Annotated in this window: 21 protein-coding genes and 1 pseudogene; 4 read left to right on the top strand and 18 right to left on the bottom strand. The window is 71.5% G+C overall.

Translation table 11 applies throughout. The annotated features are described in order from the left end of the window. Positions 1-60 precede the first annotated feature (60 nt). On the top strand, positions 61-1851 hold the full coding sequence (gene argS / locus JW592_RS30930) for an arginine--tRNA ligase (RefSeq protein ID WP_209268587.1): 1791 nt from the start codon (positions 61-63) through the stop codon (positions 1849-1851). Positions 1852-1867: 16 nt separating this feature from the next. Here argS and JW592_RS30925 read toward each other — a convergent pair whose 3' ends face one another. From JW592_RS30925 to JW592_RS30870, 12 genes are all read right to left on the bottom strand, one after another. Continuing rightward, positions 1868-2437 carry a GAF domain-containing protein gene (locus JW592_RS30925; RefSeq protein ID WP_209268586.1) on the bottom strand — a complete coding sequence of 190 codons (570 nt, stop codon included), beginning with the start codon at positions 2435-2437 and terminating at the stop codon, positions 1868-1870. Then, the gene (locus JW592_RS30920) at positions 2418-3008 is read right to left on the bottom strand and encodes a GTP-binding protein (protein WP_209268585.1); all 591 of its coding nucleotides are present in this window, start codon (positions 3006-3008) and stop codon (positions 2418-2420) included. The genes JW592_RS30925 and JW592_RS30920 overlap by 20 nt, the downstream gene beginning before the upstream one ends. Further along, positions 2986-3390: a DUF742 domain-containing protein gene (locus JW592_RS30915; protein WP_209268584.1), complete on the bottom strand. Its 405-nt coding sequence runs from the start codon at positions 3388-3390 to the stop codon at positions 2986-2988. Before JW592_RS30915 ends, JW592_RS30920 begins: the two co-directional genes overlap by 23 nt. Continuing rightward, positions 3387-3812, bottom strand: coding sequence for a roadblock/LC7 domain-containing protein (locus JW592_RS30910; protein WP_209268583.1), 426 nt, complete (start codon positions 3810-3812; stop codon positions 3387-3389). The genes JW592_RS30915 and JW592_RS30910 overlap by 4 nt, the downstream gene beginning before the upstream one ends. Continuing rightward, positions 3805-5562: a sensor histidine kinase gene (locus tag JW592_RS30905; RefSeq protein ID WP_209268582.1), complete on the bottom strand. Its 1758-nt coding sequence runs from the start codon at positions 5560-5562 to the stop codon at positions 3805-3807. The genes JW592_RS30910 and JW592_RS30905 overlap by 8 nt, the downstream gene beginning before the upstream one ends. 250 nt (positions 5563-5812) lie before the next feature. Continuing rightward, positions 5813-6169 carry a cupin domain-containing protein gene (locus tag JW592_RS30900; protein ID WP_209268581.1) on the bottom strand — a complete coding sequence of 119 codons (357 nt, stop codon included), beginning with the start codon at positions 6167-6169 and terminating at the stop codon, positions 5813-5815. Positions 6170-6505: 336 nt separating this feature from the next. Next, entirely contained in the window at positions 6506-7507 is a 1002-nt protein-coding gene (gene hemB / locus JW592_RS30895; protein ID WP_209268580.1) for a porphobilinogen synthase, read from the bottom strand. Further along, positions 7504-9156 (bottom strand): bifunctional uroporphyrinogen-III C-methyltransferase/uroporphyrinogen-III synthase, encoded by a 1653-nt coding sequence (locus tag JW592_RS30890; protein ID WP_209268604.1) that lies wholly within the window; start codon positions 9154-9156, stop codon positions 7504-7506. Before JW592_RS30890 ends, hemB begins: the two co-directional genes overlap by 4 nt. 86 nt (positions 9157-9242) lie before the next feature. Then, positions 9243-10253 carry a hydroxymethylbilane synthase gene (hemC, locus tag JW592_RS30885; protein WP_209268579.1) on the bottom strand — a complete coding sequence of 337 codons (1011 nt, stop codon included), beginning with the start codon at positions 10251-10253 and terminating at the stop codon, positions 9243-9245. After that, positions 10250-11557, bottom strand: a complete 1308-nt coding sequence (locus JW592_RS30880) for a glutamyl-tRNA reductase (protein WP_209268578.1) — start codon at positions 11555-11557, stop codon at positions 10250-10252. The genes hemC and JW592_RS30880 overlap by 4 nt, the downstream gene beginning before the upstream one ends. After that, the gene (locus tag JW592_RS30875; RefSeq protein ID WP_209268577.1) at positions 11554-12372 is read right to left on the bottom strand and encodes a redox-sensing transcriptional repressor Rex; all 819 of its coding nucleotides are present in this window, start codon (positions 12370-12372) and stop codon (positions 11554-11556) included. Before JW592_RS30875 ends, JW592_RS30880 begins: the two co-directional genes overlap by 4 nt. Before the next feature lie 302 nt (positions 12373-12674). Continuing rightward, entirely contained in the window at positions 12675-12911 is a 237-nt protein-coding gene (locus JW592_RS30870; RefSeq protein ID WP_209268576.1) for a glutaredoxin family protein, read from the bottom strand. Positions 12912-13146: 235 nt separating this feature from the next. On the opposite strand from JW592_RS30870, the gene JW592_RS30865 reads away from it, so the two are divergent. From JW592_RS30865 to JW592_RS30855, 3 genes are all read left to right on the top strand, one after another. Next, on the top strand, positions 13147-14100 hold the full coding sequence (locus JW592_RS30865; RefSeq protein ID WP_209268575.1) for an HAD family hydrolase: 954 nt from the start codon (positions 13147-13149) through the stop codon (positions 14098-14100). A 380-nt stretch (positions 14101-14480) separates the two neighbouring features. After that, a complete protein-coding gene (locus JW592_RS30860; protein WP_209268574.1) occupies positions 14481-15485 on the top strand; it encodes an ECF subfamily RNA polymerase sigma factor, BldN family in 1005 nt (334 codons plus the stop codon). Between the two features lie 279 nt (positions 15486-15764). Continuing rightward, positions 15765-17087, top strand: a complete 1323-nt coding sequence (locus JW592_RS30855) for a DUF5667 domain-containing protein (RefSeq protein WP_209268573.1) — start codon at positions 15765-15767, stop codon at positions 17085-17087. 24 nt (positions 17088-17111) lie between these two features. On the opposite strand, the gene JW592_RS30850 is transcribed toward JW592_RS30855, so the two are convergent. From JW592_RS30850 to JW592_RS30830, 6 genes and pseudogenes are all read right to left on the bottom strand, one after another. Continuing rightward, positions 17112-18287, bottom strand: a complete 1176-nt coding sequence (locus JW592_RS30850) for a lysophospholipid acyltransferase family protein (protein ID WP_209268572.1) — start codon at positions 18285-18287, stop codon at positions 17112-17114. Then, the gene (locus JW592_RS30845) at positions 18280-19377 is read right to left on the bottom strand and encodes an NAD-dependent epimerase/dehydratase family protein (protein WP_209268571.1); all 1098 of its coding nucleotides are present in this window, start codon (positions 19375-19377) and stop codon (positions 18280-18282) included. The genes JW592_RS30850 and JW592_RS30845 overlap by 8 nt, the downstream gene beginning before the upstream one ends. A gap of 132 nt (positions 19378-19509) precedes the next feature. Then, the gene (locus JW592_RS30840) at positions 19510-19608 is read right to left on the bottom strand and encodes a 30S ribosomal protein bS22 (protein WP_003948845.1); all 99 of its coding nucleotides are present in this window, start codon (positions 19606-19608) and stop codon (positions 19510-19512) included. Positions 19609-19792: 184 nt separating this feature from the next. Next, positions 19793-20002 carry a helix-turn-helix domain-containing protein gene (locus JW592_RS30835; protein WP_157846443.1) on the bottom strand — a complete coding sequence of 70 codons (210 nt, stop codon included), beginning with the start codon at positions 20000-20002 and terminating at the stop codon, positions 19793-19795. A gap of 128 nt (positions 20003-20130) precedes the next feature. Next, a pseudogene (locus JW592_RS33070) lies at positions 20131-20307 on the bottom strand (phosphatase); the annotation flags it as partial. Positions 20308-21006: 699 nt separating this feature from the next. Next, complete coding sequence (locus JW592_RS30830) at positions 21007-22185, bottom strand: acetoin utilization protein AcuC (protein ID WP_209268603.1); 1179 nt, start codon at positions 22183-22185, stop codon at positions 21007-21009. Between the last annotated feature and the right edge of the window lie 29 nt (positions 22186-22214).

Here is a 22214-nt window from a genome sequence, read left to right as displayed (position 1 = left end):
TGTCGTACGTGGGATACTGGGCACCGCATCCAGCCACCCCGACGGAACGGTCAGCACTCCATGGCTACGGTCCCCTCCCTTGCCGCTACGGTCCACCAGCGCGTCTCGGACGCCCTCTCGGCTGCGCTGCCGGAGGCCGCCTCCGCCGACCCGCTGCTGCGACGCAGCGACCGGGCGGACTTCCAGGCCAACGGCATGCTGGCGCTGGCCAAGAAGCTCAAGGGCAACCCGCGGGAGCTGGCCGCCAAGGTCACCGAGGCGCTGCCGGTGGACGAAGAGAACGCCGTGATCGCGCACATCGAGGTCTCCGGCCCCGGCTTCCTCAACATCACCGTCGCCGACGCGGCGATCATGGCGAACCTCCGGGCACGGCGGCAGGACGAGCGGCTGGGCGTGCCCTACAAGGACAACCCCGGTACGACGGTGATCGACTACTCGCAGCCGAACGTCGCCAAGGAGATGCACGTCGGGCACCTGCGCTCCACGGTGATCGGCGACGCCGTCGTGCATCTGCTGGAGCACCGGGGCGAGAAGGTCATCCGGCGCCACCACATCGGCGACTGGGGCACCAACTTCGGCATGCTCATCCAGTATCTGATCGAGCATCCGCACGAGCTGGACCACGAGTCGGACACGGCGGGCGCCAAGGACGCGGGCGAGGCCGCGATGGCCCGGCTCAACCGGCTCTACAAGTCCTCGCGCGCGCTCTTCGACTCCGACGAGGACTTCAAGTCCCGGGCCCGGGACCGGGTGCCGGCGCTGCAGAGCGGCGACCCGGAGACGCTGGCGCTCTGGCACAAGATCGTCGACGAGTCGAAGACGTACTTCCAGGGCGTCTACGACGAGCTGGACGTGGAGATCAGGGACCCGGACATCGTCGGCGAGAGCGCCTACAACGACGACCTCCAGCAGGTCGTCAAGGACTTGGAGGAGTCCGGCGTCGCCGTCCGCTCCGAGGGCGCGCTGTGCGTCTTCTTCGAGGACGTCAAGGGCCCCGACGGCACCCCGACGCCGCTCATCGTCCAGAAGTCCAACGGCGGCTTCGGCTACGCCGCCACCGACCTGGCCGCCATCCGCAACCGGATCGGCGAGTTGAAGGCCGACACCCTGCTGTATGTGGTGGACGCCCGGCAGTCGCTGCACTTCCGGATGGTCTTCGAGACGGCACGGCGCGCGGGCTGGCTGCCCGAGGGCGCTGCCCGGCAGCTGCCGTTCGGCACCGTGCTGGGCAAGGACGGCAAGCCGTTCAAGACCCGGGAGGGCGAGACGGTGCGGCTGGTCGACCTGCTGGACGAGGCGGTCGAGCGCGCGGCCTCCGTCGTCCGCGAGAAGGCCGCCTCCGGGGGCGAGGGCGAGCTGACCGAGGAGGAGGTCCAGCGGCGGGCGCAGCAGGTGGGCATCGGCGCGGTCAAGTACGCCGACCTGTCCAACTCGATGACCCGGGACTACGTCTTCGACCTGGACCGGATGGTCTCCCTCCAGGGCGACACCAGCGTCTACCTCCAGTACGCCTACGCGCGGGTCCGCTCGATCTTCCGCAAGGCGGGCGAGCTGCGGCCGGTGGCGCACCCGGAGCTGGAACTGGCCCCTGCCGAGCGGGCGCTGGCCCTGCACCTGGACGCGTTCGCCGACACGCTGGTGACGGCGGCGGACGAGTACGAGCCGCACAAGGTGACGGCGTATCTCTACGAGCTGGCCACGCTCTACAGCCGGTTCTTCGAGAACTGCCCGGTGCTCAAGGCGGACACCAAGGAGCAGTCCGAGAACCGGCTGTTCCTGTGCGACCTGACGGCCGAGGTCCTCCACCAGGGCCTGGCGCTGCTGGGCATCCGCACGCCCGAGCGGCTCTGACGCCCGGAGGACTCCCTCAGCGCCGAGGGCCGTCGGTCCTCAGGATCTCCTCCTGCAGCTGCGCCGCCATCGTCTTGATCAGCCGCAGCCCCTGCTGCCCCCAGGGGCGCGGCCGCTGGTCGATGGCGCAGATCGTGCCCAGCGGCATGCCCGAGTGGTCCAGCAGCGGCGCGCCCAGGTAGGAGGTGATGCCCACCTCGTCCACCACGGGGTTGACCGCGAAGCGGGCGAAGTCGCGGACGTCCTCCAGCACCAGCGCGCTGCGCCGGGCCACCACGTGCACACAGAAGCCGTGGTCCCGGGCCATCACCCGGCCCACCCCGCCGCCCGGGTCGACCTGGCCCTTCTCCGGGTCGACGGTCGAGTCGTACAGCCCGGAGAAGAACTGCTGCTCCTCGCCGATGAAGTTGACCATCGCGAACGGCGCGTCGGTGGCCCGGGCCAGCTCACGGGCGAAGGCGTCGAACTCCGGCGCCGGGCGCTCCCCGATCCCCAGCTCCCGCAGCCGCGCCACCCGCTGCGGAGCCTCCGTGTCCTGCGGGGTCAGCAGCAGCCGGGCCGTGGGATCAAGCGGTGCGGATGACATGGGTACTCCTCGGGTCGATCAGGTGCTGGACGAGAGAGATCAGGACCCCGGTCGCCGAGTGGGCCTGGCGCGCGTCGCACAGCATCACGGGCACACCCGCGTCGAGGTCGAGCGCTGCCCGCACCTCGTCCGGGGTGTAGCGGTGGGAGCCGTCGAACTCGTTGACGGCCAGTACGAAGTCGACGCCCCGCCGCTCGAAGTAGTCGACGGCAGGGAAGCAGTGCTCCAGCCGCCGGGTGTCGGCGAGCACCACGGCGCCCAGCGCACCGGCCGACAGCTCGTCCCACATGAACCAGAAGCGGTCCTGGCCCGGGGTGCCGAACAGGTACAGCACATGGCCGCTGTCGAAGGTGATGCGCCCGAAGTCCATGGCCACCGTGGTGGTGGCCTTCTGCTCCACGCCCTCCAGACTGTCCGTCGCCGCGCTCACCTGGGTCAGCAACTCCTCGGTGCTCAGCGGCTCGATCTCGCTGACGGCCCCCACGAACGTCGTCTTGCCGACCCCGAAGCCCCCGGCCACGAGGATCTTCACGGCGGTCGGGAAGGGATCAGAGTCTGCTACGGAGCCCATCCAGCACCGCCTCCAGCACTTCTCGGTCGGTCGGGTCGGGGCCCTCCTGGAGATGGATGGGCCCCCGGGTGGTGACGGCGCCGCAGTCCAGCAGGTCGGACAGCACCACCTTGGTCACGGCGGCCGGCTGCCGGATGACAGCGGCGATCTCGGCGACGGACACGGGGCGTTCGCACAGCCGCAGCACCTGGGTGTGCTCCGGGCCCAGGTAGCCGTCCGGCCGCTCCCCCGTCGCCAGCACCATGGTCAGCAGGTCCAGTTGGGCCGACGGCCTGGTGCGGCCCTCGCTGACGGTGTAGGGCCGCACCAGCCGCCCCGCGTCGTCGTCGAGCCACGGTTCGTCGTCGGAACCGGCGGCACCGGGGAGCGGAGTAGCCGTCATGCGCCACTGTCACCGCTGTGCAGTCTCACGGGGGTGGCCAGATACGGGCGGACACTCTTGACCAGCATCGCCATCTCGTATCCCAGCACCCCCGCGTCGGCCTCGCTCCCGGCGAAGACGGCCAGAGCGGCGCCCTGGCCCGCGGTGGTGACGAACAGCAGCGAGGTGTCCAGCTCGACCACGACCTGGCGCACCCCGTCACCGTCGGCGAAGCGCACTCCCGCACTGCGGGCCAGTGAATACAGCCCCGAGGCGAGCGCGGCCATATGGTCCGCGGTGTCGGGCTCCAGTCCGTGCGCGGCCTTGACCAGACCGTCCGACGACAGCAGCAGGGCGCTGCGGGTGTGCGGTACGCGCTCGACCAGTCCGGTCAGCAGCCAGGACAGGTCCGCCGGGGACTGGTGTGCGGGGGCGTCATTCATGGTGATCGTGTTTCCTCCTGGTGGGGGAGCCGGTCCCGTCGTCGGGGAGTGACGGTCGGTGGCTGCCTGCTTCGGGAGCGGCGCTCTCCGCACGGCCGACCCCGCGCCGGAAAGCGGCCATCAGCCCGGGGTCGTGTCCACGCTCCTCGCCGCCCGCTTCGGCCACCGGCGCCTCCCGCAACTCCGGAACGATGTGCTGCTGCCGTCGCCGCTGCGGCAGCGGCGGCCGCTGCTCGCCTCCGCCCCCGTCGACCGCCACCGCCGGACCTCCACGGTCCGCCACCCCGGCCGCGGACCGGCCCTCCCCACGGGGCCACGGCGCAGACCCGGCCCCCGCGCCCGGCGGCGCGGACGCGGGCGCCGTCGGTGGTGCCGCATGGCGGCCGGAGGAGCGGGTGAGGCGCAAGGTGGGTTCGTGGCCGGCGGTGGGAGGGGATGGCTGCGGGGCGCCGGGCGCGGGCGCGGTCCGTTCGGGGTCGGCCTCGGGGTGGCCGCCCAGCATGGAGTGGGGGAGGACGAGGACGGCCTGGGTGCCGCCGTAGATGTTGGTGCGCAGTTGGACGGCGATGCCGTGGCGGCGGGCCAGCGTGCCGACGACGTAGAGGCCGATGCGGCCGTCCGAGAGCAGCGAGGCGACGTCGACGCCGTCGGGGTCGGCCAGCAGAGCGTTCATGCGCTGCTGCTCGGCTTCGGTCATCCCGAGCCCGCGGTCCTCGACCTCGATGGCGAGCCCGGCGGTGACCTGGCTGACCCGCACCAGCACCTGGGTCCGGGGCGCGGAGAACACGGTGGCGTTCTCCACCAGTTCGGACAGCAGGTGGATGACGTCGGCGACGGCGTGGCCGCCCACGGCGCCCTCGACCGGCGGTACCAGCTTGACCCGCAGGTAGTGCTCCACCTCGGCCGCCGAGGAGCGCAGGATCTCGGTCAGCGGCACCGGCCGGGTCCACTGACGGCGGGAGACGGCGCCGCCGAGCACCGCCAGGTTCTCGGCGTAGCGGCGGATGCGGGTGGCCAGATGGTCGACCTGGAAGACGCTTTTGAGGATCTCCGGGTCCTCGACCTGGTTCTCCAGTTCGTCCAGCACCCGGATCTCGCGGTGGAGCAGCGACTGGAGACGGCGGGCGAGGTTGACGAAGACGGCGACCCGGTCCGCGGCCTCGAGCCCCTGAGCACCGATGCCCTCCCCCGCACTCGCGCCGCCGGCTTCGGCTCGGCCGCTGCGGTTGAGGGCAGCCGCCTGGACGACCGCCTCCTGCGCCGCGTGCTGGGTCACGGCGAGTTCACGGGCGAGGGACCGCAGGGCGGCGTCGGCGCCCTGCGGCACGAGATCGGCCTCCCGGAACGCGGCCGGCGGGGCCGGCTGCTCGCCCGCCTCCAGCCGACGCAGCTGCGTCCGGATCGCGTACTGGCTGCGTTCGGCGGCGCGCCGCAGCGCCGCGTACTGTGCGAGCGTCGTACGGGCCTGCGCGGACGCACCCCGAACGCCGAAGGCGAGCGCTCCGGCGACGGCCAGCAGCGCCACGGCGAGGGACCCGGCGTCGCCGAAGCCGGTGTCCACAGCGGCGGCGTCCGGCTGCCGGGTGGACCACAGATACGCCACCGGCACGGCGGCGGCGAGCGCCACGACCAGTGCGGGGGTGCACACCAGCCGCACCATGCGGCGGCGCAGCACCGCATCCCCTGTGACGCCGACGGCTGCGCGCGCATCCCGCAGCGCGTACGTCGGGGAGCTCGGAGGTTCGGGCATCGGTCCCCTCAAGCAGTTCCGATGGGGCGGAAGGCGGTCTTGCACTCATCTCCTGCACTCTCTGGAGAACGATCGTTCTCCAGAGAGTGAGGCGAGTCTAGTCAGTACGGCGTGACGGCGGGGGCCGGAACCGGATTCGTCACAACTGCCACACATTTCACGTGCGTTGCGCCGCTCCGGCCCCTTTCCGCTGAAACAGCCGAGTCCCGCGCATCAGCACACGGGGCGCCGGACGCCGGACGCGGCAGCCTCAGCGCTGCGGGAAGAACACGTACAGCAGACAGCCCTGTTCGCTGCGCGGCGTGTGGGTGGAGCCCTTCGCACCCCGGATGCGGGTGCCGACGGGATAGCTGCCGCCCTCGTCCTGGAGTTCTCCCTCCAGGACGACCACGATCTCGCTGCTGTCACCGTGGTGGTCGGGCTCGGTGTAGCCGGAACCGGGCGCGAACCGTACGTACGCCTCACGCGGCAGCGGGTCCGAGCCGTCGGCCGGGTCGGTCCAGTCGACCACCTGGGCCGTCACACCCGGGTACAGCTCGATCGGTTCGATCCGTCCCCGCGTCTCGGATTCGACCACCTGGAAGCCGGGTCGGGCGAGAGTCGTCATGGAGTGCTCCTCGTTCTGCGAAGGCTCTGCGACAAAGGGGACTCGCGAGACGGAAGAGGTGCACCGTCGAGGTTCGCGCGGGGTAAGCCGCCCAGCACAGCGCAATGACGTGTCGTCGACCGCACTGTCCGGATGAACTCATGGACGTCCGGCACCAGTTCGGTCGAAGCGGGGAGATCGTAAGTGATCCCTCCACTTGTCCACAACGGAAACGCCCGTTCACGGCAGTCACGGAGAGCACGGAGAACGCGGAGAACGCGGAAGGGCGCCACCCGCCCCGCGGATGACGCCCTGTTTCGGAAATTCCTCGCCGGCTCGGCGCCGCGCACCGCCGGTTCAGCGCCGCGCGCGCAGCAACCCCGCGGCCTCCGTCGCCCAATAGGTGAGGATCATGTTCGCGCCGGCGCGGGTGAAGCTCGTCAGCGTCTCCAGGATGGCCGCCTCGCGGTCGACCCACCCCTTCTCGGCGGCGGCCTCGACCATCGCGTACTCGCCGGAGATCTGGTAGACGCCGACGGGGACCTCGGCGCGCTCGGCGAAGTCCCGAAGGATGTCCAGATACGGCAGCCCGGGCTTGACCATCACCATGTCCGCACCCTCGGCCAGGTCCAGCGACAGCTCGCGCAGCGCCTCGCGCGCGTTGGCCGGGTCCTGCTGGTAGGTCTTGCGGTCCCCCTGGAGCGAGGAGCCGACGGCCTCCCGGAACGGCCCGTAGAAGGCGGAGGAGTACTTGGCGGTGTACGCGAACATCGCGACGTCCGTGTGCCCGGCCTCCTCCAGCGCCGCGCGGACGTACGCGATCTGGCCGTCCATCATGCCGCTGGGGCCCAGCACATGGGCGCCGGCGTCGGCCTGGACGCGGGCCATCTCGGCGTACCGCTCCAGCGTCGCGTCGTTGTCCACGCGGCCGTCGCCGGTCAGCACCCCGCAGTGGCCGTGGTCGGTGTACTCGTCCAGGCACAGGTCCGACATCAGCACCAGTTCGTCGCCGACCTCGGCCCGCACGTCCCGCAGTGCCACCTGGAGGATGCCGTCCGGGTCGGTGCCCGCGCTGCCCCTCGCGTCCTTCTTCGCCTCGTCGGGCACGCCGAAGAGCATCAGCCCGCCGACGCCCGCCTCGACCGCTTCCACGGCGGCCTTGCGCAGGGTGTCGCGGGTGTGCTGCACCACCCCCGGCATCGTGCCCACCGGTACGGGCTCGCTGATGCCCTCCCGCACGAAGGCGGGCAGGATCAGGTCCGCGGGCTGCGTGCGGTGCTCGGCGACCAGGCGGCGCATGGCCGCCGTGGTGCGCAGCCGCCTCGGCCGGGCCGCCGGGAAGCTGCCGTACGTGCTCATGATGTGCGTGCCCTCCTCCTGGCCGGGCGCTTCTCGCTCGGCCGCTTCACCTGTTCACCCGCCTCGACGGCCGCGGCACGGCGCTGGGCACCGAAGTCGGCGAGCGCCTCGGCCAGCTTGTGCACCGACGGTTCGGGCGACATGACATCCACCCGCAGCCCGTGCTCCTCCGCGGTCTTCGCCGTGGCCGGGCCGATACAGGCGATGACCGTGACGTTGTGCGGCTTGCCGGCGATGCCCACCAGATTCCGCACCGTGGACGAGGAGGTGAACAGCACCGCGTCGAACCCGCCGCCCTTGATGGCCTCCCGGGTCTCGGCCGGCGGCGGGGAGGCGCGCACCGTCCGGTAGGCGGTCACGTCGTCCACCTCCCAGCCCAGCTCGATCAGGCCGGCCACCAGCGTCTCGGTGGCGATGTCGGCGCGGGGCAGGAACACCCGGTCGATCGGGTCGAACACCGGGTCGTAGGGCGGCCAGTCCTCCAGCAGACCGGCCGCTGACTGCTCACCGCTGGGCACCAGGTCGGGCTTGACGCCGAACTCGATCAGCGCCTTGGCGGTCTGCTCGCCCACTGCGGCGACCTTGATCCCAGCGAAGGCGCGGGCGTCGAGACCGTACTCCTCGAACTTCTCGCGAACCGCCTTGACCGCGTTGACGGAGGTGAACGCGATCCACTCGTAGCGGCCCGTCACCAGGCCCTTGACCGCGCGCTCCATCTGCTGCGGGGTGCGCGGCGGCTCCACGGCGATGGTCGGCACCTCGGCCGGCACGGCGCCGTAGGAGCGGAGCTGGTCGGAGAGGGAGGCCGCCTGCTCCTTGGTGCGGGGCACCAGGACCTGCCAGCCGAACAGCGGCTTGGACTCGAACCAGGCCAGCTGCTCGCGCTGGGCCGCGGCACTGCGCTCGCCGACCACGGCTATGACGGGCTGCCCGCCGTCCGGGGACGGCAGCACCTTGGCCTGCTTGAGGGTCTGGGTGATCTGGCCAAGCGTCGAGGTGAAGGTGCGCTGCCGGGTGGTCGTACCGGCCAGCGTGACGGTCAGCGGTGTGTCCGGCTTGCGACCGGCGGCCACCAGCTCGCCCGCTGACGCGGTGACCTGGTCCAGGGTGGTGGAGACGACGACGGTCGCGTCGCTGACACCCAGCTCCGTCCAGCACCGGCTGTCCGCCGTCCGCGCGTCCACGAACCGCACATCGGTGCCCTGCGCGTCGCGCAGCGGAACCCCGGCGTAGGCGGGCACGCCCACGGCAGCGGCGACACCCGGTACGACCTCGAACGGAATGCCCTGGTCGGCCAGGGCCAGCATCTCGCGGGCCGCGTCCGAGTCCAGCCCGGGGTCGCCCGCGACCGCACGCACGACCCGCTTGCCGGAGCGCGCGGCGGCTATGGCAGACTCGCCCGGGTCGAGGGCTGCATCGTCGGCCGCTGCGGAGGCAGTTGACGCCTCATCAGCCACGGCTTGCAGCGGTGTGTCCACACCTGCCCTGGCGTGGGCACGTACGACGTCGTACACGCGCGGGTCGGCGACCAGTACGTCGGCCTGCCCCAGCGCCTCGACGGCGCGCAAGGTCAGCAGTCCCGGGTCTCCGGGCCCGGCACCCAGGAAGGTGACGTGTCCGTGTGCACCGTGCAGGTGCTGTCTGTTCACGACTGCCGTCTTCTGTGCGGTGCTCGACTTGTCGGCGCGCGCTGTGCTCGGCTTGTCGGCGCGCGACCTGTCGGCGGCGGTGGGGCTCAAAGTGCTCGCTCCCCCATCAGACCGGCCGCACCCTTGGCGAGCATCTCGTCGGCGAGCTCACGGCCCATGCGCGCGAAGGGCGCAAGGTCGGTGGAACCGCCGTCGGACGCCGGTACGGGACCGGTGGTGGACAACTGCACCAGCGTGCGGCCGTCGGTGGTGCCGACGACGCCACGCAGGCGCATTTCGGTGACAACCTGCCCCTCGACAAGCAGGTCGGCCAGCGCCCCCACAGGAGCACTACAGCCGGCCTCCAAGGCGGCGAGCAGGGTTCGCTCAGCGGTGACGGCCGCCCGTGTGAACGGGTCGTCCAGCTCCGCGAGCTGTGCGGCCAGATGCGTGTCGGACGCCACGCACTCGACGGCCAGTGCCCCCTGTCCGGGGGCGGGAAGAACCTGGTCGGGCTCGATCAACTCGGCAGCCTCCTCCTCGAGGCGGCCGATGCGCTCGAGACCGGCGGCGGCAAGAACGACGCCGTCGAGCTCACCGGAGCGCACGTACCCGATCCGCGTATCGATATTCCCCCGGATCGGGACGGTCTCGATCTCGACCCCGAGCGTACGCGCCCAGGCGTGCAATTGCGCCATCCGGCGAGGAGAGCCGGTGCCGATCCGCGCCGTGCCGGGCGCCGCCGCCCTGGCCAGCGCCTCGAACCCGAGCCCGTCCCGGCCCACCAGCACATCCCGCGCGTCGGCACGGGCCGGCACGGCGGCCACCGCGAACTCGGCAGGCTGGGTGGTCGGCAGATCCTTGAGCGAGTGCACGGCGAAGTCGACCTCACCGCGCGCGAGCGCGTCCCGCAGCGCGTTGACGAACACCCCGGTGCCGCCGATCTGCGCGAGCTGCTCCTTGCTGATGTCCCCGTACGTGGTGATCTCCACCAGCTCGACGGGCCGCCCGGTACGCCTGCGCACTTCCTCGGCGACCAGCCCGGACTGCGCCATGGCGAGCTTGCTGCGGCGGGTGCCCAGCCTCAGTGGGGGGTTGGCTGTGGCGTCGGTGTTCATTGCCGCTCCTGTTCCGGGTTGCTGACAGCGGCGACCGCCTGCGGGTCGAGGTCGAAGAGTTCACGCAGCGCGTCGGCGTACCCGGCACCGCCGGGCTCGCCCGCGAGCTGTTTGACGCGCACGGTCGGCGCGTGCAGCAGCTTGTCCACGACACGGCGCACGGTCTGCGTGATCTCCGCGCGCTGCTTGTCGTCCATCCCGTGCAGCCGCCCCTCAAGACGCGCCATCTCGCCGGCGACGACATCGGCGGCCATGGTGCGCAGCGCCACGACGGTCGGCGTGATCGTCGCCGCCCGCTGCGCGGCCCCGAACGCGGCGACCTCCTCGGTGACGATGCCCCTGACGGCCTCCACGTCGCCCGCCATCGGAGCGTTCGCCTCAGCATCGGCCAGCGACTCGATATCCACAAGCCGCACCCCGTCGATCCGGTGCACGGCTGCCTCGACGTCCCGGGGCATGGCGAGGTCGAGGACGGCCAGCGCTGAGCCGCGTCCGGCGACGGCGCCCTCGATGTCGGCAGCGCTCAGCACCAGCCCAGCGGCCCCGGTGCAGGACACCACCACATCGGCGGCGGCCAGCTCCTTGGCGACCGAGGCCATCGGCAGGGCCCGGGCCTGCAGGCTGTCCGCCAGCCGCTGGGCCCTGGCCAGAGTCCGGTTGACGATCACCAGTTCGCCCGCACCGGCACGCGCCAGCGTCACCGCGGCGAGCGAGGACATCGACCCGGCGCCGATCACCAGCGCCCGGCGGCCGCGTACCCACTCGTCCACCGGCGCCCCGTCGGCCAGCTGTTCCAGGCCGAAGGTCACCAGCGACTGCCCGGCCTTGTCGATGCCGGTCTCCGAGTGCGCGCGCTTGCCCACCCGCAGCGCCTGCTGGAAAAGATCGTTCAGCAGCCGTCCCGCGGTGTGCTGCTCCTGCGCGACGGCCAGCGCGTCCTTGATCTGGCCGAGGATCTGCCCCTCGCCCACGACCATCGAGTCGAGCCCGCACGCCACCGAGAACAGGTGGTGCACGGCCCGATCCTCGTAGTGCACGTACAGATACGGAGTGAGCTCGTCCAGCTCCACCCCGCTGTGCTGGGCCAGCAGCGTCGAGAGTTCGGCGACCCCCGCGTGGAACTTGTCGACGTCCGCGTACAGTTCGATCCGGTTGCAGGTCGAGAGCACGGCAGCCTCGGCCGCCGGCTCGGCGCCCACAGCGTCCTGAAGCAACTTCCCCCGCGCCTGCGGGGCCAGCGCGGCCCTCTCCAGCACGCTGACCGGCGCGCTGCGGTGACTCAGACCGACGACCAGCAGGCTCATGCCGGCATCACGGCGGGCAGGTCCCCGTCGTTCCCGGGCTCGGGCGGCCGCTTGGTGACGGCAGCTGCGGGCGGTGCGGCGGGCGGCGCCGTGTCCGTCTCGGGGTGCACGCCTTCGCCGGGGCGGCGGCCCGGAGGCCCGCCCAGGTCCTCGCCGGCCTTGCGCTGCTCGTGGAAGGCGAGGATCTGCAGCTCTATCGACAGGTCCACCTTGCGCACGTCGACCCCTTCGGGGACGGACAGCACGGTGGGCGCGAAGTTGAGGATGGAGGTGATCCCGGCGGCCACCAGCCGGTCGCACACCTGCTGCGCGGCGCCCGCCGGGGTGGCGATCACGCCGATGGACACCCCGTTGTCCGAGATGATCTTTTCCAGCTCGTCGGTGTGCTGCACGGGGATGCCCGCCACGGGCTTTCCGGCCAGGCTCGGGTCGGCGTCGATCAGCGCCGCGACCCGGAAACCGCGCGAGGCGAAACCACCGTAGTTGGCGAGCGCCGCACCGAGGTTACCGATACCGACGATCACAACCGGCCAGTCCTGGGTGAGGCCCAGCTCGCGGGAGATCTGGTAGACGAGGTATTCCACGTCGTAGCCGACCCCGCGGGTGCCGTAGGAACCGAGGTAGGAGAAGTCCTTGCGGAGCTTGGCCGAATTCACACCCGCCGCGGAGGCCAGCTCCTCCGAGGAGACCGTGGGCACCGAACGCTCGGACAGCGCGGTGAGCGCCCGCAGGTACAGCGGAAGGCGGGCGACGGTCGCCTCGGGGATTCCTCGGCTCCGACTCGTCGCCGGACGGTGATTTCGGCCAGTTGCCACGGTGCTCCTGCCGGTTGCGCGAAGCGGTGAGCGGTCGTTTGTGAGGCACTCTCCCGGACCGCTCCGTCGCGCCCAGGCTATGCCTTTGTGAACGCGTGCACAAAGATTGTGTCCGGTTTGTCCGGCCAACGTGACCGGCGCCACAGCCGCCAACGGGGACACCCGGCCACACTCCTCACGTATACGCCCCCGGACGGCAAAACGCCCTCGATACTAATCGAAACGAACTCGAACCCTGACCACATTCCCGCTGGACAAGCACGCCCTGGGCGGTCCTTGAGCAGGGTTCGAGCGACGCCGCGTCACGCGGTGAGCGCGGTGCGCAGACGTTCCGGGTCGACGCGCCAGAAGTCGTGCTGCTGCCCGTCGACGAGCACGACCGGGATCTGCTCCCAGTACAGCCGGTAGAGCTCCCGGTCCTGGTTGATGTCCTTCTCCTCCCAGGTGGCGCCCACTTCGTCGCACACCCGGACCACCACGTCCCGCGCCACGTCACACAGATGGCACCCGGGCTTTCCGATGAGGGTCACAGTCTTCATCCCCCCATTCTCCCGCCCACCCGCCACGCACCCCCAAATCCGCACCCCCGGCCCCCGCGCTGCAACACCCGGCCGTTCACCCCTCACACACCCCCGGCCATCCACACGCAACCGCCTGACCTCACGCTGCAACCCCCCGGGGGACAACCCCCGGCCCCCCGGCCGTTCACCCCTCACACACCCCCGGCCATCCACACGCAACCGCCTGACCGAACAGACTGGCTATGCTCGCGGCATGGCCCTTCCCGCATGGCTCACCTCTCGCAAGCGCTCGGCGACCGCGCGCAGCGTGCTCGCAGGCGAGGCGGCCGCCGAGGCCGCGCGCAAGCAGGAGCAGGAGATGGCGGCGGCCGAGCGCGAAGGCGCCGGGACCGCGGAGGCGGCAGGTGCCGAGGAAGCGGAGTTCCCCGTCGCGGGAGACGTGCACGCTGCCGCGTTCTTCGACCTGGACAACACGGTGATGCAGGGGGCCGCCCTCTTCCACTTCGGCCGCGGCCTCTACAAGCGCAAGTTCTTCCGGAAGCGCGAGTTGACCCGCTTCGCCTGGCAGCAGGCGTACTTCCGGCTGGCCGGCTCCGAGAACGCCGACCATATGCAGGACGCCAGGGAGAGCGCGCTGTCCATCGTCAAGGGACACCGGGTCTCCGAGCTGATGGCCATCGGCGAGGAGATCTACGACGAGTACATGGCGGGCCGCATCTGGCCGGGCACCCGCGCGCTGGCGCAGGCGCACCTGGACGCGGGACAGAAGGTGTGGCTGGTGACGGCGGCACCGGTGGAGACGGCGACGATCATCGCGCGGCGGCTCGGGCTGACCGGCGCGCTGGGCACGGTCGCCGAGTCGGTCGGCGGTGTCTACACCGGGCGGCTGGTGGGCGAGCCGCTGCACGGGCCGGCGAAGGCGGAGGCGGTTCGGGCGCTGGCCGCCGCCGAGGGGCTCGACCTGGACAGGTGCGCGGCGTACAGCGATTCGGCGAACGATATCCCGATGCTGTCGCTTGTCGGTTATCCGTATGCGATCAATCCTGACAGCCGCCTTCGGACGCACGCTCGTGAAATGGGCTGGCGGCTGCGGGACTACCGCAGGGGCCGCAAGGCGGCCAAGGTGGGCATCCCGGCGGCGGCCGGGGTCGGCGCGCTGGCGGGCGGCGCGGTCGCCGCGGCCGCTGTCCAGCGCCGCCGCCGCTAGCCCCCTCATTAGGGCAGGCGTCCGCACACGCGGCACGCGCAACGCCCGCCGTGCGTCCGCCGCGTGTCGCCGCCGACGGGTAATCCAGCAGTGCTACCCGGTGCTCGGGGCCGACAGTCGCCGTTCGCCGGGTCGGGCGGAACACATCACCGGGGCATCAGATTGAGCCACGAAAACGATCAAAAACAGTCCCCGAATCGCACCTGAATGCGGCTCCAATCCGTAACAGAGCGAACCGAACCGACGTTTTTGGCAACTAGGTGTAGTGCAGCCTGTACGAAGCGTTATTCTCCTCAGACGCAATTCGGTACCCATCCGTCCCTACGCCGGGTGACTGGTCCCGCACTGCACGTGATGGAAGCTCTGCCTCTGGGAGTCCCGTGTACCCACACGTCGGGGTTGACGCCTCGGGCCTGGCTACGCTGCGCACGACAGTCATCGACCAACTGCGTGCGTTCGTCCCCACCGCGTACGCCGTCCCTGCCCTCGCCGCAACAACCGCAACTGTCCCCGCAGGAACCTCAACTGTCCCCACAGGTCCCTGCCACGCCCTCGCCCGCCGCGCCGCCCGCGCCCTGACCCCCGCGGCCGATCCGGCCGCGCCCGCCGCGTCCCCGGCGGTCACATCCCGCACCACGGCCTCGACGGCCGCCTCCGCCGCCTCGACCACGGCCCTGTCCACTGCGTCCGCTGCGTCTGCCGCGTCCCCCGCCTCCTCGTCGAGCCCGGCGGCAGCACGCACGAACGCCGCGGTCGCGTCCCGCACCTCCACCGCGAGCGGCAGGCGCGCCCGCGGCACCGGCACGACCGCACGGCGCCCCGCGGCCTCGGACACCGACAGCCGCCGCATGATGGACCTGGTCGAACGCGCCCAGGACGGAGAGGCCGAGGCGTTCGGCAGGTTGTACGACCAGTACAGCGACACCGTCTACCGCTACATCTACTACCGGGTCGGCGGCCGGGCTACCGCCGAGGACCTGACCAGTGAGACCTTTCTGCGCGCCCTCCGCCGCATCGGCACCTTCACCTGGCAGGGCCGCGACTTCGGAGCCTGGCTGGTGACCATCGCCCGGAACCTCGTCGCCGACCACTTCAAGTCGAGCCGCTTCCGCCTCGAAGTGACCACCGGCGAGATGCTCGACGCCAACGAGGTGGAGCGCTCCCCTGAGGAATCGGTCCTGGAGTCCCTCTCCAACGCCGCCCTGCTGGAGGCCGTACGTAAGCTCAACCCCCAACAGCAGGAGTGCGTAACGCTCCGATTTCTGCAGGGGCTCTCGGTGGCCGAAACCGCCCGGGTGATGGGCAAGAACGAGGGTGCGATCAAGACGCTCCAGTACCGCGCCGTCCGCACCCTCGCCAGGCTCCTCCCCGACGACGCGCGCTGAGCACCCGCCGGCCGGGCGTTCGTCGGCCAGGCGTCGTCGGCCGGGCGTCGTCGGCCGGGCGTCCGTATGCCGCGGCGCCCGCCGGCCGGGACGGAAACCCGGTCACATCATCGTGACATCCGACTCCGTAACCCGAGTGGCTTGCGCTCGTTGTCGGGGTTGCAGACTCCCCGTAGCCGTGACTGCCCGGGGCTCACTCCCTCCTGAGTGATCGCGGTCGGCCACGCTCATGCCTGTGTGGCGGGGAGCCGACCGTGCTGACGAGAGGAGGTGCCGCCGGTGATCGGATCCGTGCCGACGAGCCGACGGGCCATCGCCTTCGCCCAAGCCCTGGACGAGCAGGAGCGCGACACGGGCGCGGCGGCCGATGGAGGGCCGGAGGGGCCCCCGGTCAGGGATGCCTCCCGGCCGACTGCTGAGGAGAGGACGGGCGAAGGGGCACCACCGACGGACACCCCGCACAGTCACCGGGCCGACGGCATGGACCGGTCGCTGCTCTCCCTGGCGGACTCACTGCGCGTACTGCCACGGCCCGGGCTGGACCCCCAGGTCAAGTCCGTCCAGCGCGCCCAGCTGATCGCCGCCATGGAAGCGGCCTTCGGCGAGGGCGAGACGGCGGCACACGGCGCGCACTTCCCCGAGCAGCGCGACGCCCGCACCGGCTCCCGCGGCCGGGGCGGCGCACACCGCGCACCCGGCCTCGGCCCCCTCGGCAAGCTGCGGCCCAAGACCCGGCTGGGCAAGGGCCTCGCAGCCGGCGGACTGAGCGTCGGCGTCGCGGCAAGCGCCTTCGGCGGCGCCACCGCGGCCAGCACCGACGCGCTGCCCGGCGACTCGCTCTACGGCCTCAAGCGCGGCATGGAGGACCTCCAGCTCGACCTGGCGGGCAGCGACGCCGACCGCGGCAGCCTGCTCCTGGACCACGCCTCCACCAGGATGAACGAGGCCCGCCGCCTGATGGAGCGCGACCGCTCCGGCGAGCTGGACCACGAGGCACTCGCCGAGGTCCGCAAGACCCTCTCCGGGATGCGGCACGACGCCTCCGAGGGCCACCGGCTGCTGAGCGCCGCCTACCAGCGCAACGGCGACCTGGCCCCGATCCGCTCCCTCTCGACCTTCTCCAGCAACCACCGCGCCGGCTGGACGAAGCTGCGCGACCGGCTGCCGGTGCAGCTGCACGACGTCAGCTCCGAGGTCAGCTCCGTCTTCGACGCCATAGACAAGGATGTGAGCCCGCTGCGCTCACTCCTGCCCCGCGAGCGGACGGAGACCCCGCGCGAACGGGAACCGGGCACCGGCGACCGTACGGGCGAGGAGCAGCCCTCCGCGCAGCCGGACTCCCCCTCGGCCGAGGACAGCGCCGGACGGCAGGGCGGCGACAGCGAACAGCCGTCACCGTCCGACTCCCAGCGCGAGGGCGACGGACTACTCGGCGGCGGCCTGCTCGAACCACCCGAGAACCCGGCCAGGAAGGGCAGCCCGTCCCAGTCCGGGACCGACTCCGGCAGCCCCTCCGCACCCGACGGCGAGCCGCGGGTCACCCTGCCGCCGCTCGTCCCCGACGTCCTGCCCCGCCTCGACCTGAACGGCGACGGCACATAACCGCGCCGGCTGGTGCGGCGGCGCTCAGAAGAAAACCGAACGCCGCCGCACCAGCAGCTTGTAGAGGGTGTGCTGAATCGTCTCCCGGACCTGGTCGGTCAGGTTGAACATCAGCATCGGGTCCTCCGCCGCCTCCGGGGGATAGCCGTCCGTGGGCACCGGCTCGCCGAACTGGATCGTCCACTTCGTCGGCAGCGGCACCGCACCCAGCGGCCCGAGCCAGGGAAAAGTGGGCGTGAGCGGGAAGTAGGGGAAGCCGAACAACCGGGCGAGCGTACGGGAGTTGCCCACCATCGGGTAGATCTCCTCGGCGCCCACGATCGAGCACGGCACGATCGGCGCCCCCGCACGCAGCGCCGTCGAGACGAAGCCGCCCCTCCCGAACCGCTGGAGCTTGTAGCGGTCGGCGAACGGCTTGCCCAGCCCCTTGAAGCCCTCCGGCATCACCCCGACGACCTCGCCCCGCTCCAACAGCGTCTGGGCGTCCTCCGCGCAGGCCAGCGTGTGGCCCGCCTTCCGCGCCAGCTCGTTGACGAGCGGCAGCACGAACACCAGATCGGCGCCGAGCAGCCGCAGATGGCGGTCGGCGGGATGTTGGTCGTGCACGGCGACCTGCAGCATCAGCCCGTCCAGCGGAAGCGTCCCCGAGTGGTTGGCGACCACCAGCGCGGCACCGTCGGCGGGTATGTTCTCCACGCCGCGCACCTCGACGCGGAAGTACTTCTCGAAGACCGGGCGCAGCAGCGTCATCAGCACCTGGTCGGTCAGCTCCTGGTCGTAGCCGAAGTCGTCGACCTCGTACTCCCCGGTGACCCTGCGCCGCAGGAAGTCCAGCCCACGTGCGGCACGCGTCTCCCAGTCGGTGCCGAGCACGCGCTCCAGCAGCCCACCGGCCCGGGCCGCGCCTCCCTCACCCGCAGCGGAACCGGAACCTGACCCGGGCCCGGACCCGGACCCGGACCCGGACTCCGCGGGCTCGTCCCGGCCCCGCGGTCCGGCGGAGGCATCTGCCCCCTCCCCCTCTCCACTCTCCGCGCCCTCCGGCTGCCGGCCCGGCACGGACGTCAGACCCGGCCGCCGCCCCGTACGGCCCGTACGGCCGCCGTCCCCCGGACTCCGCTTGGAAGAGGCCGCCGAGGCCCCCGCACCGCGCGAGCGGTCCCTGTCGTCGTCGAAGGGTATGACCTTCGCGTCAGCCATCCTGGCGCACCTCCTCGGGCCTCGCCGCGCCGGCGGTCGACGTCTGCGGGACCGGTTTCCCTGGCAGCAGTGCCGCCAACCGGTCGACTGTCCCGGCGATGCTGCGCGGCGGCAGCAGCCCCGGGCCGTGCTCTGACGCGAAGGCGTCGAGCGTCTGGGCGGTCGTCCGACGCGGTGTGAAGCCCAGCACGTCACGCGCGTGGGCGGTCCGCACCACCCGCCCATGGGTGAGCAGCCGTATCTGTTCGGGCGAGAAGTCCGTCGCGCCCACCGAGCGCAGCACGCTGCGGCTCCACCGGATCGCGGGCAGCAGCATCGGCACCGTCGGCCGCCCCAGACGCCTGGCGCACTGCGACAGCAGCAGCACGCCGTCCCCGGCGATGTTGAACGTACCGGCGGTGAGCGTGCCCCGGCGCGGCTCGCCGGCCGCCAGCCGCAGCACCTCGATCACATCGTCGTCGTGCACGAAGTGCAGCCTGGGGTCGTAGCCCAGCACGGTGGGCAGGACGGGCAGCGAAAAGTACGCGGCCAGCGGCGACTCGGCGGCGGGGCCGAGAATGTGCGCGAACCGCAGCACGGTCACCGCCACATCCGGCCGGCGCCGGGCGAAGCCACGTACATATCCCTCGACTTCGACGGCGTCCTTGGCGAAGCCGCCGCTGGGCAGATTCCGCACGGGCGTCGACTCGTCGAAGACGGCGGGATCACGGGGCGCGGAACCGTACACACTTGTCGTCGATTTGATCACCAGACGACTGACGGTGGGCGCCTTCTGACAGGCGCCGAGCAGCTGCATGGCACCGATGACATTGGTCTCCTTGACCGCTCCCCGCCCGCCGCCCCCCAGCGTCGGCGGAGTGCCGTGCACATCCATGTGGACGACCGTGTCGACGGCGTGCTCGGCCAGCACCTTGCCGATGGCCGGCTGCCGGAGGTCGGCCCGCACGAAATCCGCGCCGCCGAGATCCTCCACGGGGGCCTGCGCGTCCACCCCGATCACCCGGCTCACCCCGGGCTCACGCTGGATACGGCGCACGAAACGGCCGCCGAGCGGCCTGGCCACCCCGGTGACGAGCACGACCTTGCCCACGTTCCCTCCCTGACACCCGGATACGGTCCGCGCCTGCCCTACAAGAGCCGCACCGCGCATGCATAGCAGAACCGCCGCCTTTCTCTCCGCACGGAGAGAAAGGCGGCGGTCAGTGGCGTGCGGTGCGCTCGCTCACTTCTTGTTGCGACGCTGCACCCGCGTCCGCTTCAGCAGCTTGCGGTGCTTCTTCTTCGCCATCCGCTTACGCCGCTTCTTGATGACAGAGCCCACGACTACCCTCGCTCACGGATCATCCCCGCATGACGCGGGGCGAACTCATTTCGATACTCGGTGCGGGGCGTCCGAGCCCACACGACCTACATGGGGCCACCCTACCCGCCACCCGGGAATGGGCGTGAATCGAGGGGGCACCGGGGCTCCGGTGCAGCAGTGACCGAACACACCCGATGTCGGCCTAGGCGCTCTCCACCCCCACGTACGACTCCTCGAGGTACTCGTGGACGGCCTTCTCCGGCACCCGGAAGGACCTGCCCACCCGGATCGCCGGCAGATGACCGCTGTGCACCAGGCGGTACACGGTCATCTTGGAGACTCGCATCACCGCGGCGACCTCCGCCACGGTCAGGAACACGACCTCGTTCAACGGCCGTTCGTCAGCAGCCATGTCACACCTGAACCTTCCGCACATGTCGGGCACCGGCTTCCCCTCCGGTGTCTCCTGCTCGCATGTGCGCTCCTCCCCAGATTAGGGGCGCGTGATGCAAGTGGTGAAGAGGAGTAGGGATCGCCCGCCTACCGTGACAGACACGCTCGATTGAGTACATAGCGAGTAAGCGCCCGGTAGTAATCGGACTGCGCAGCGTCATCCGACGGCACGCCCGCGCCCCCTCGTCCCTTGCCTGACTCCCACTCTCCCGCGCCGAGCGCCGCCCCCTGCGCACCCGGCGGCCCGCGCGCCCCTTTACCGCGCTGACCTGCACTGACAGCTCACCCCTCGGCCACCGTCGGCACCTTGTGCGAGGACTGCACGCGGCGGCGCGCAGCGCGGCGCCACCCCGGAGGCCGACGGGGCGCACGTCTTCGCGCCCCGCGCACGACCTCTTGGGCGAGCACCTGTTTCGCAGAACAGCGCGACCCCCCCTTACGTAGGAGAAGCCGCACTGACGTACCCGGAATCGCATCGCTATGTCGACAGGTTTCCCCTGCGACGGTGCTAGAACGAGGCACTCGGGCGCCGACAGCGGTGGGGCCAATGTGACGTAGTTGGCCGGGAGACGGACGGGAGACAGCGCCACACCGGAACCACCGGGTCCGGCCGGCCGACAGCCGCGCCGACACAACCGACCCCGAACCGGCGGTAAACAGTCCCGGGACTGCCGATACCCCACCCCGCCACGCCCTCAACCGAACACATACGGAGCGATGTGCTCCGTTGCTGTCGTCAGCCACCGCGGCGGGTGGCGCCACAGCCAATTGGTGAGGGGCGGTGAGGACCGGACTGGCAGCAGGAGGAGTTCGAGGACTGCGAACGACAGCCGGGCGGAGCCCGAAAGCTGCGGTCGAGCGGGCGGCGCCCCCTAGGGTGGCCGGACGGCGGCCTGCTTCGGCCCGACGGCCCGAAGCAGGCTCGCAACGGTCCGGAGGGGGACCGGGCGGGCAGCTGTGCGGCTACGGCAGCAGGCCGTGGGCCGGGAACACCGCCCGACGGGTCGCCAGCACCGCCTGGTCCAGTCGGTCAGCGGGGTCGTAGCCCTCTCCCCACTCCCGCCACCGCGGTTCGAGACCGTCCGTCATCCGCTGCGGAGCCCCGGCGCTGCCCGTACGCGCGTACACCTCCTGCCGCCACTCCGCGGGGACTTCGGTCTCCCGCGGCACCGGCGCACCCGCCGCGATCGCCACCAGATGCGTCCAGGTGCGCGGCACCACGTCCACGACCGCGTAACCGCCACCTCCGGTGGCCAGCCACCGGCCTCCGGCATAGGTGTGCGCCCACTCGTGCGCGGCCTCGGCCGCCAGGCGCTGGGCATCCACACTGACCGCCAAGTGCGCCAGCGGATCCTCGACATGGGTGTCGGCGCCGTGCTGGGAAACCAACACCTGCGGCCCGAAGGCGTCCAGCAGCTCCGGCACCACCGCGTGCACCGCACGCAGCCATCCCTCGTCCCCCGTTCCCGGCGGCAGCGCCACATTCACCGCGCTGCCCTCGGCGCTCTCACCGCCGCGCTCCTCCGGCCACCCGGTGCCGGGGAAGAGCGTGCCCGGATGCTCGTGCAGCGAGACGGTCAGCACCCGGGGGTCGTCCCAGAACACCGCCTCGACGCCGTCACCGTGATGTACATCCAGATCCACATACGCGACCCGCTCGACGCCTAGCTCCAGGAGCCGGGCGATGGCGAGCGCCGGATCGTTGTACACACAGAATCCGGAGGCGCTCTGCGGCATCGCGTGGTGCAGCCCGCCGGCGAAGTTGACCGCATGCAGCGTCTTCCCCTGCCACACCGCCTCGGCCCCGGCCACCGACTGCCCCGCGATCAGGGCGGAAACCTCGTGCATGCCCGCGAACGCGGGGTCGTCCGGGGTACCGATGCCGTACCGCGGCTCGGCGGAAGCGGGATCGAGCGAAGCGCGGCGCACAGCGTCGATGTAGTCCGGACGGTGCACCAGCCGCAACGTCGAGTCCCCGACGGGCTTGGCCGCGACCACGCTCAGCTCGGGGCTGCGCTCCACCCCCAGCGCCTCGATCAGGCGCTTCGTCAGCGCCAGTCGTACCGGGTCCATCGGATGGCCACGGCCGAAGTCGTAGCCGGTGACGCCCTCATCCCACATCAACTGCGCGCGGCCGCTCATGCCCGCCACCGTATCGGGCGGGGCCGGAA

The organism is Streptomyces spirodelae (assembly GCF_017676385.1).
GTDB lineage: Bacteria > Actinomycetota > Actinomycetes > Streptomycetales > Streptomycetaceae > Streptomyces > Streptomyces spirodelae.
This window is presented reverse-complemented; position numbering and strand designations above follow the sequence as displayed.

Bases quoted from the DNA above. Each gene is read 5' to 3' on its own strand.
- argS (WP_209268587.1), top strand. From the start codon at position 61: ATGGCTACGGTCCCCTCCCTTGCCGCTACGGTCCACCAGCGCGTCTCG.
- JW592_RS30925 (WP_209268586.1), bottom strand. From the start codon at position 2,437: ATGTCATCCGCACCGCTTGATCCCACGGCCCGGCTGCTGCTGACCCCG.
- JW592_RS30920 (WP_209268585.1), bottom strand. From the start codon at position 3,008: ATGGGCTCCGTAGCAGACTCTGATCCCTTCCCGACCGCCGTGAAGATC.
- JW592_RS30915 (WP_209268584.1), bottom strand. From the start codon at position 3,390: ATGACGGCTACTCCGCTCCCCGGTGCCGCCGGTTCCGACGACGAACCG.
- JW592_RS30910 (WP_209268583.1), bottom strand. From the start codon at position 3,812: ATGAATGACGCCCCCGCACACCAGTCCCCGGCGGACCTGTCCTGGCTG.
- JW592_RS30905 (WP_209268582.1), bottom strand. From the start codon at position 5,562: ATGCCCGAACCTCCGAGCTCCCCGACGTACGCGCTGCGGGATGCGCGC.
- JW592_RS30900 (WP_209268581.1), bottom strand. From the start codon at position 6,169: ATGACGACTCTCGCCCGACCCGGCTTCCAGGTGGTCGAATCCGAGACG.
- hemB (WP_209268580.1), bottom strand. From the start codon at position 7,507: ATGAGCACGTACGGCAGCTTCCCGGCGGCCCGGCCGAGGCGGCTGCGC.
- hemC (WP_209268579.1), bottom strand. From the start codon at position 10,253: ATGAACACCGACGCCACAGCCAACCCCCCACTGAGGCTGGGCACCCGC.
- JW592_RS30880 (WP_209268578.1), bottom strand. From the start codon at position 11,557: ATGAGCCTGCTGGTCGTCGGTCTGAGTCACCGCAGCGCGCCGGTCAGC.
- JW592_RS30870 (WP_209268576.1), bottom strand. From the start codon at position 12,911: ATGAAGACTGTGACCCTCATCGGAAAGCCCGGGTGCCATCTGTGTGAC.
- JW592_RS30865 (WP_209268575.1), top strand. From the start codon at position 13,147: ATGGCCCTTCCCGCATGGCTCACCTCTCGCAAGCGCTCGGCGACCGCG.
- JW592_RS30850 (WP_209268572.1), bottom strand. From the start codon at position 18,287: ATGGCTGACGCGAAGGTCATACCCTTCGACGACGACAGGGACCGCTCG.
- JW592_RS30835 (WP_157846443.1), bottom strand. From the start codon at position 20,002: ATGGCTGCTGACGAACGGCCGTTGAACGAGGTCGTGTTCCTGACCGTG.
- JW592_RS30830 (WP_209268603.1), bottom strand. From the start codon at position 22,185: ATGAGCGGCCGCGCGCAGTTGATGTGGGATGAGGGCGTCACCGGCTAC.